This is a genomic window from Mycobacterium sp. NAZ190054 (genome assembly GCF_001545925.1).
Lineage (GTDB): Bacteria > Actinomycetota > Actinomycetes > Mycobacteriales > Mycobacteriaceae > Mycobacterium.
Map to the genome: position 1 here is coordinate 1 of NZ_LMVQ01000171.1, position 7,997 is coordinate 7,997.

General features: G+C 70.7%; 8 protein-coding genes and 1 pseudogene. 1 reads left to right on the top strand and 8 read right to left on the bottom strand.

What is annotated here, in order from left to right; all coding sequences use genetic code 11:
* Together ASJ79_RS13745 and ASJ79_RS13750 are read right to left on the bottom strand one after the other, a co-directional pair.
* Positions 1 to 176 (bottom strand): annotated as a pseudogene (locus ASJ79_RS13745) (hypothetical protein); the annotation flags it as partial.
* A gap of 63 nt (positions 177 to 239) precedes the next feature.
* On the bottom strand, positions 240 to 1,751 hold the full coding sequence (locus ASJ79_RS13750; protein WP_067956014.1) for a carboxylesterase/lipase family protein: 1,512 nt from the start codon (positions 1,749 to 1,751) through the stop codon (positions 240 to 242).
* A 72-nt stretch (positions 1,752 to 1,823) separates the two neighbouring features.
* Between ASJ79_RS13750 and ASJ79_RS13755 the strand changes: the two genes are divergently transcribed.
* Positions 1,824 to 2,522: a hypothetical protein gene (locus tag ASJ79_RS13755; protein ID WP_067956016.1), complete on the top strand. Its 699-nt coding sequence runs from the start codon at positions 1,824 to 1,826 to the stop codon at positions 2,520 to 2,522.
* A 25-nt stretch (positions 2,523 to 2,547) separates the two neighbouring features.
* Here ASJ79_RS13755 and ASJ79_RS13760 read toward each other — a convergent pair whose 3' ends face one another.
* The 6 genes from ASJ79_RS13760 to ASJ79_RS13785 form a co-directional block, all read right to left on the bottom strand.
* Entirely contained in the window at positions 2,548 to 3,645 is a 1,098-nt protein-coding gene (locus ASJ79_RS13760; protein ID WP_067956019.1) for an LLM class flavin-dependent oxidoreductase, read from the bottom strand.
* Position 3,646: 1 nt separating this feature from the next.
* Entirely contained in the window at positions 3,647 to 4,663 is a 1,017-nt protein-coding gene (locus ASJ79_RS13765) for an ABC transporter substrate-binding protein (protein ID WP_067956021.1), read from the bottom strand.
* Positions 4,664 to 4,686: 23 nt separating this feature from the next.
* A complete protein-coding gene (locus ASJ79_RS13770; RefSeq protein ID WP_067956023.1) occupies positions 4,687 to 5,439 on the bottom strand; it encodes an ABC transporter ATP-binding protein in 753 nt (250 codons plus the stop codon).
* The gene (locus ASJ79_RS13775) at positions 5,439 to 6,221 is read right to left on the bottom strand and encodes an ABC transporter permease (RefSeq protein WP_067956028.1); all 783 of its coding nucleotides are present in this window, start codon (positions 6,219 to 6,221) and stop codon (positions 5,439 to 5,441) included. Before ASJ79_RS13775 ends, ASJ79_RS13770 begins: the two co-directional genes overlap by 1 nt.
* Before the next feature lie 104 nt (positions 6,222 to 6,325).
* Positions 6,326 to 6,997 (bottom strand): hypothetical protein, encoded by a 672-nt coding sequence (locus ASJ79_RS13780; RefSeq protein WP_067956026.1) that lies wholly within the window; start codon positions 6,995 to 6,997, stop codon positions 6,326 to 6,328.
* A 71-nt stretch (positions 6,998 to 7,068) separates the two neighbouring features.
* The coding region (locus ASJ79_RS13785; RefSeq protein WP_156448433.1) for an alpha/beta fold hydrolase at positions 7,069 to 7,997 on the bottom strand (929 nt) is incomplete at its 5' end.

Consider the following 7,997-nt stretch of genomic DNA (forward strand, 5'->3'; position numbering starts at 1 on the left):
CCGAAGTTCGCGTCGGGCTGGAACGCCGCGACGAACCCGTAGGCCCCGAGGGCGATGATCCCGGCCCCCAGCCACAGCAGCCCGCGATGTTCCCGGACGCCCTGCCAGACCAGCCAGGCGCCGCCGATTTCGAGGATTGCGGCCAGGACGAACAGCAGCACAGATTTGACGACCACGCCCCACAGCGTGCCATCAGCGGTGGGCACCGGCCGGGGCAGGCGTGGCGCGGTCAGCCGGCCTCAGCGCGCTGCGAGGAAGAAGTCCTCCCAGGCCATGCGGCGGTCGGCGTGCGGGTCGTACTCGATGCGGCGGCGCCGGTCGAGCACCAGAACCGCGCGTTCGTCGCGGCGGTAGCGCGGCCAGTCCGCGCCGGGCACACCACTTTCGGCGAAGGCCAACCACCGTCGCTGCATGTCGTCGGACACCTTCCCGGCCGTACGCGAGTCCAGACCCGCGGCGAGCAGCCTGCCGAACCGGGAGCGGTACACGTCGAACACCGCCAGCAACTCGGTGGCATGCGTGGCGCCCATGCCCGACCAGCGCAGTGCCCGGGTGGCGTAGTCGTAGCGGTAGACGTGCGTCGGCGCGTGCGCCGAGTGGGCCTGGGCGATCTGCCACACCGCCGAACCGAAGATGAAGTCACCGCCGAAGCGGACACACGCATCGGCGCTCGGATAACCCGGGTAGGCAGCCAGAATCCGTTGCCGTGCTTCGGGATCCACGTGGGCGAGCAACCGCTCGATGGCCCGCTCGTCGGTGGGCAGCAGTTTCAGGAAACGGGTGAACAGCCGGCCCTCGTCGGCGTTGGTGCCGACGATCAGTGGTACGCGGTGGGCGTCACCGGCGCGCATCGCCTCGACGGGGTCCTCGGGCAGATACGGGGTCCCGTAGGTCGGGCCGATCGCGAACGCGCCCAGCATGTCGCGCTGACCTTCGACGACGAGCCGGTCCAGCGCGTTGACCAGTTCGGCGGGGCGTGCGGTCATCAGCGCCCGCAGGGCATCGGGACCACTCGCCCCGAACTGGCGCGCGAACCGCGCGGCGTAGTCTTCGGCGATCTCGGCGCTGCTGATCATGCCGCTCCCCGGGCTCTGCGAGATAGCATGCGCGAAAAGACCTTTGGCATCCGGAGTGGCCATCAGCGTGGCCACCGCGTGCGCGCCGGCACTTTCTCCGAAGATCGTCACGTTGTCCGGATCACCGCCGAACGCCGCGACGTTGTCGCGCACCCATCGCAGCGCCATCACGAGATCGCGCAGGAACAGGTTGTCGTCGATGGTCACCTCCGGCGTCGACAACGACGACAGCTCCAGGCATCCGAGCGCACCGAGCCGGTAGTTGACCGAAACGTAGACGCAGCCCTTGCGCGCCAGCGACGCGCCGTCGTAGATCGGCGTCGCGGAGCTGCCCAGCATGTACCCGCCGCCGTGGATGAACACCATCACGGGCAGTGCGTCGCCGGCCGCGGCGTGTTCGGGGGCGACCACGTTGAGCGTCAGGCAGTCCTCGCTCATCGGCTGGTACCTGCCCGGAGCCAGGAGCGTGTACATGCGCTGCTGCGGCGCACAGGATCCGAATCCGTGGCAGTACCGCACCCCGGGCCAGGGCTGCACCGGCTGGGGTGCCCGATACCGCAGCGGGCCGACCGGCGGGCGCGCGTACGGGATCGACCGCCAGCGGTTCACCCCGTCCCGCACGAAACCCTCGACGGTGCCCGAGGCGGTGTTCACCCGAACGGTGTGCTCGTGCATTCTGCGACGGTAGCGAACTCTGCCGCGGCCTGCCTCGCACGACTTGCCGTGTCGGGTCGCTAGCCTGGCCGGATGCGCACAGCTGCTGCCCTGATCGCGGTGAGCGTCCTGGTGGCGGCCTGCTCCCAGTCGGTCGGCGGCGAGCCCGAACCGTCCCGGCCCGCGTCCGCGGCGCCGCCCGGCACCACCTCGACGGCGCCGGCCACGCCTTCGGGCACTCCGCACCGGTCCGCAGCACCGGCGCCGGACGCGTCGATCGGCGAGGTCATCCGCTGGATCGAGCAGGGCTCCCCGGCGGATCCGGCCGGTTTCCAGGTCGCTTTCCGTGACGGGGTGACGACCCGGCTGGGCGACGACATCGCGTTCACCGCCGCCTCCGGGGCGCCGCTCGACAGCACGCAGTGCGTCACCGACGCCGCGGCCGGGGGTGCGATGACGTGTCTGCTCGAGCTCACCGCGCCGCCGCCGCGCCCGGCACAGGCCGAGGGGATGTGGAAACCGGGCTGGGTCACCTTCACCGGGACCGAACTGTCCGTCGGCGCGCTCCGCGGTGATCCGGGCCCCTTCATCAACGGCCCGGGGGCCGAACTGCCGGCCGGGCAGTCACTGGCCTTCGGCGACAACCGGTGCCGCAGCGACGTGTCGGCCCTGTTCTGCGTCAACTACGCGCACCGGTCGGCGGTCCGGCTGGCCGCCGACGGGGTGGTCGCGTTCGGATGCCTGGCCGAGGTCACGCCGCCGCCGGAGTCGGCGACGGCGTACCGCTGCTGAGCGGTGTCGGCGGCCACCCGCCCTGTCAGGCGACGCCTTTGCGTCTCAACAGCGGAAGCACTCCCTCGGCGAACCAGTACGCCTCCTCGAGATGCGGGTAGCCGGACAGGATGAACTCGTCGAAACCCAGCGAGTGGTATTCGACGACGAGGTTGGCGACCTCCTCGTGGCTGCCGACGAGCGCCGTGCCCGCTCCGCCGCGCACCAGCCCCACGCCGGCCCACAGGTTGGGATAGATCTCCAACCGGTCGAGCCGGCCGCCGTGCAACGCGGTCATGCGGCGTTGGCCCTCCGACTCCGACCGCGCGTGCAGCCGGGTGGCATGCGCGATCTCCTCGGGGCTCAGCGCGGCCAGCAGGTCGTCCGCGACCGCCCAGGCCGCTTCGGAGGTGTCCCGGCTGATCGTGTGCAGCCGGATCCCGAAGCGCACGTCGCGGCCCTGCTGCGCGGCGAGGGCGCGGACCTTCTCGATCTTGGCCGCGGCGTCCTGCGGTGGCTCCCCCCAGGTCAGGTACACGTCGGCATGCCGGGCCGCGACGGGCAGCGCGGCGGCCGACGAGCCCCCGAAGTAGATCTGCGGCAACGGGTCCGGCGGCTCGGAGACCCGCGCGTCGGCGACGTTGTAGAACCGCCCCTCGAAGTCGACCGACTCCCGGGTCCAGATCGATCGCACCAGGTGCAGGAACTCGTCGGTCCTGGCATACCGGTCGTCGTGGCCGACCCAGTCACCGAACCGGCGCTGTTCGACGTCGTCCCCGCCGCTGACGATGTTGAGCAGCACCCGTCCTTCGGAGAACCGCTGCAGCGTCGCAGCCTGCTGGGCGGCCAGCGTCGGCGGCACCAGCCCGGGCCGGAACGCGACCAGGAACTTGAGCCGTTCGGTCTCAGCGAGCAGTGCCGATGCGGTCAGCCACGCGTCCTCGCACCACGTCCCGGTCGGGGTGAGCACCCCCTCGTAGCCGAGTCTGTCTGCGGCGCGGGCGATCTCGGCGAGGTAGCGCCGCGTCGGCGGACGAAACCCGGCCGGTTCCGAAAGCTGGGACGAGGCGTGGGAGGCGCCGACGATGGAGCGGCTGTCTCCGGCGGTCGGCAGGAACCAGTGGAAGCGGGCAGCTGTGGTCATGTCACTCCTTGATGCGGTTCACGTAAAGCGGCGCAAGGGTTTCGCTGAAGCGCTGGTCGACCCAGTTCCCGAACACCGGGGCATCGGCGATCTGCCCGGATGCGGCGAACAGGTCGGCCAGCTCCTGCTCGGAGGCCACCAGCTCGTCGGACAGCGCGAACGGCAGCCGCAGGCTGCGACCCTGCGCGGCGGCCGCCACCTCGGGGCTCAGCCCGACCGAGGCCGCGTAGCTGCGGGCCCATTCGTCGGGGTGGTCGCGCGCCCACTTCGCCGCTTCGGTGTAGCGCACCAGCAGATCCCTGATCGCGGTGTTGCGCCTCGGGTCGGCCAGCGCCTGGTCCGATGCGATCCCGAAACCGGCCCCGTTGGTGACACCGGCCGCCTCGGCGGCGCTGCGTACCTCGAGGTCGGCCTCGGCCTGGGCGGTGTAGGGATCCCAGACCGCCCAGGCGTCGACCTGCCGCTGGGTGAACGCACCGAGCGCGTCGGCCGGCTGCAGGAAGACCAGTTCGACATCCGAGGGTGACAGCCCGGCGCGGTCGAGCTGGGCCAGCACGTTGCCGTGCGCCGAGCTGCCCTTGGCGAGGGCGATCCGCCTGCCGCGCAGGTCGGCCACCGCACGCAGCTCCGAATCCCGGTGCACCAGGATCTTGTCACCGCGGCCACTGCCGTCGTAGGCCGAGACCACCTTGACCTTGGCGCCGGAGGCCGCCCCGAAGATCGGCGGGGTGTTACCGGTGACGGCGAAATCGATCTTGCCCGCGGTGGCCGCCTCGATCTGCGGCGGCCCGGAGGTGAAGGTCGAGAACGCGATAGCGTAGGGCAGGTCGTCGAGGGCGCCCGCGGCGCGCAGCAGCGCCTCGGTGCCGCCCTTCTGATCACCCACCTGCAGTGTGAGCCCGGCCAGTTCGGTCAGCGGCACCGGGTCGGGCGCCTGCTGCGCACCCGAGGTGTCCTGGCGGGTCACGCAGCCGGTCAGCAGGCTCAGCACCGCGAGGACGGTCAGCAATCTGCGCATGAGGTCTCCTTCTGACGGGTGTCTCACACCTGAACGCCGAGTTTGTCGAGCAATTCGGCGCGGTAGGCGTCGGTGTGCCCCTCCCCCGGGGCCCGGCGCGGGTCGGGGATCTCCAGGGTGTGCACGATGTGACCGTCCTCGAGCACCAGGACACGATCGGCGAGCGCGACGGCCTCGTCGACGTCGTGGGTGACCAGCAGCACGCCGAAACCGTGCTCACGCCACAGGTCGAGCAGGAGGCGCCGCATCGACAGCCGGGTCAACGCGTCGAGCGCGCCGAACGGTTCGTCGAGCAGCAGCAGTTCGGGCTCGGCCACCAATGCCCTGGCGAGCGAAACACGTTGCGCCTGACCGCCGGACAGGGTCAGCGGCCAGATATCCGCGCGGTCGGCCAGGCCGACGTCGGCCAGGGCGCGGTCGGCACGCGCCACCGCCTCGGCCTTCGGCAGCCGGCTGCGGGTGAGGCCGTACACCACATTGGTGCGCACGTCGCGCCACGGGAACAGCCGCGGTTCCTGGAACGCCAGCGCCGGTGCGCCCGCGACGGTCCGCTCCCCGGTGTGGTCGTCGGAAAGTCCGGCCAGCACCCGCAGCACCGTGGACTTGCCGGAGCCGCTGCGCCCGATCAGCGCGACGATCCGGCCACGTTCGACGCGCACGGACACGTCGTCGAGGACGTGGTGCGCGCCGTACCACTTGTCGACGTGTCGCAGCTCGCCTGCGACGACAGTGTGTTGATCCGAAAGCTGCTCGGACGCTTGGGAGATGAGGGTCATCAGCGATACCTCGAGGCTCGGCGCTCGAGGGCACGGACGAGCGCGTCGGTGCCGATCCCGAGCAGGGCGTAGACGATCAGGCCGAAGATGATGATGTCGATGCGCAGGAAGTCGCGCGCGTTCATGATGAGGAAACCGATGCCCTTGTCGGCGTTGATCTGCTCGGCGACGATCAGCGTCAGCCACGCGATCGCCAGCGACTGTCGCACACCGACGAGGACCTGCGGCGCGGCACTGGGCACGATGATCGTGCCGAACCGCTGCCAGAACGAGAAGCCGAGCACCTGGGCGGTTTCGAACAGTTTCGGGTCGACCTGGCGGATGGCCGAGAAGGTGTTCAGGTAGAGCGGGAAGCTCACCCCGAGCGCGACGAGCAGCACCTTGGGCAGTTCGCCGATCCCGAACCAGATGATGAACAGCGGGATCAGGCCGAGATGCGGCAGGGCGCGCACCATCTGCATCGGCGGGTCGACGGTGGCCTCGAACCACCGCGACAACCCCACGGCGGTGCCGAGTGCGATGCCGACCACACCGCCGAGCAGCAGGCCCTCGATCACCCGCAGCCCTGAGACGGCGAGGGCGTCGGCGAGCTGACCGTTCTCGACGAGCTCGACACCCGCCTGCAGGATCAGCGACGGTGCCGGCAGGACGTCCTGCGGGATGACACCCAGCGCGCTGCCGAGTTGCCACACGGTGAGCAGCGCGAAGGGTGAGGCGAGCCGGATCAGCGCCCACCGGCGATCGGTCCTTCGGCTCTCCTTTTTCGGATTCCCTTGCGCCAGCGGCGTTATCAGGTCAGCGGGAGGTGTCACGGTTAGCCGACGCTACGCGCCGGCCGCGGGGCGCCGAAGGGTTAGATTCTGCGTGACGCGAAGCCGCCGTGGGCTCAGTTGAGCCGGAACGTCCCGGTCACCAGCGTCGGTGTCACGCTGACACCGTTGATGCTCGCGCGCGGGGCGCCGTCCGGCCCGAACTCGATGGGTCCGGCAGCGGTCAGGTTGCGCTTGTTGCGGACGTTGTTGCGGACGTCGAAGTCGCTGAGCTCGTCGAGGTTGAACGGATCGAAGTTGCGGTCGCCCTGGGCGAACCCGCTGAACTGCACACCGGTGGCGGAACCGTCGGGGCGCACCACCCAGGACGCGCGCACCCCCGCCGACTCCGCGGTGTACATGCCGGCGACCCCCGACACGGGCGCGGCGGTGAAGGCGTACTCGACGCCGTTCATCGTGACCGCGCCGGTCACGTCGGCGCCGTCGTACTCGGCGGTCAGCGTGTCGCGGAACCGCGACTTGAGGTCGATGCCGCCGTCGGCCTGGGTGCCGAAGAACCACGCCTCGTCGTCGATCCCGTTGCACGCGTAGGCCGCGGTCTCGGCTCCGTCGACGCTGATGCCGATCGTCATCGTCCTGCCGTCGGCCGCGGCCATGTCGGCCATGAAGCGTGCCGACTCCGGGAACGGCGCGGACGGCGAGGAGGTCCCGGTGGTCGCGTCGCTTCCGCACGCCGTGGTCAGCGCCATCAACGCGCCGATCCCGAGCAGCACGAGGTGTTTTCTCATGCCCCCAGCATGATCGGCCGCCACGCCCGGTACTTGGAGATTGTGTGGAGATTGCGTGGAGATCCGCGCGGTCAGGCGGCCAGGAAGGCCTCCACTTCGGCGCAGAACACCCGCCATGCCGGCTCGGTACCGGTGAGCAGGTGGTTGTTGCTCGCGAGCGCCACCAGCCGGGCGCCCGGTATCAGCGCCGCCAGTTCCTCGCCGCAGCGCATCGGCACGCGGTGGTCGTCGCGGGAGTGCAGCACCAGCGTCGGGCAGCGGACCCGGCCGCACTGCTCGCGGACATCGATGCGGCCGAACTCCTCCAGGAAGCGCACTGCGTTCTCCGGCGAGGTGGTGCGCCGCTGCAACTGGTCGAAGGCCGCCCAGTCCGCGCGGCTCCCGTCGGGCAGGAACTGTGCGGCGAACACCTGCCGGAACGCCGGGTCGTCCCTCCCCCACCCGACCCGAGCGAGGTCGAGATCCAATGCGGCAGCACGCTTTTCGTCGTCGGTATGGGCCCTGACCCCGCGTCCCGTCGGATATGCGCCGCACAGCACCAGCCGGCTGACCCGATCGGGATGCCGCGCCGCGTACGCCACGGCCACCGCACCGCCCTGGGACACCCCGAGCAGCGGGAACCGTTGCAGTCCCACGGCCTCGACCACGGACTCCAGGTCGGCCACCCAGTCGGCGAACGTGAACGCGCCGACCTCCCAGTCCGACAGGCCGCATCCGCGTTCGTCGTAGCGGATGAACCGGTGCCGCAGCGACATGTCGCGCACCCAGTGCCGCCACACCGGGCTCTCGACGTCGTAGCCCAGATGCGTCATCCAGTTCGCCGCGCGCACCAGCGGCGGTCCGTCGCCGGAGACGGCATAGGCCAACCGCGCGCCGTCGGCGGCCCGGGTGAAGGCGATGTGTCGCTGCGGCACCGGTTCATCCGCTACGACGAACGCGGATGCGGCCTGTCGGACTGGGAGGTCGGCGCGTTCACGTTCGCCGACTGGGTGGCCGACCT